Here is a 315-nt window from a genome sequence, read left to right as displayed (position 1 = left end):
AAGGGCTACGTCGCGCTGCTCGGCTGGAGCCTCAACGCGATCGACGCGGCGGACCGGTTCGACCGGCGCTACATCGTCGTGGCGCCGCCCTGGGCTACGGACTACTGCGAGGCCAACGGCATCCCCCACATCGCGTGGGATTTCGACCGGCTGAACGAACGCTCCTACGAGCTGGCAACCACGCTCAAGGACGAGGGCGTGGACGTGGCGATCCCGCTCTTCGAGGAGACGGTGGAATGGGCCGGCGCGGTCAACGCCGTGCTGCGCGACAACCCGCGGCTCCTGGGGCAGGCGATGCTCTTCCGCGACAAGTCG

The 315-nt window shown here is 68.6% G+C and carries 1 pseudogene; it reads left to right on the top strand.

Features of this window, described 5'->3' with window-relative positions:
• Positions 1-315, top strand: a pseudogene (locus DRV84_RS15350) (carboxylate--amine ligase); the annotation flags it as partial.

It is taken from the genome of Rhodosalinus sediminis, from assembly GCF_003385555.1.
Taxonomy (GTDB): Bacteria; Pseudomonadota; Alphaproteobacteria; order Rhodobacterales; family Rhodobacteraceae; genus Rhodosalinus; species Rhodosalinus sediminis.
The sequence above is the reverse complement of the archived record's forward strand: the minus strand, read 5'-3'. Positions and strand labels throughout refer to the sequence as shown.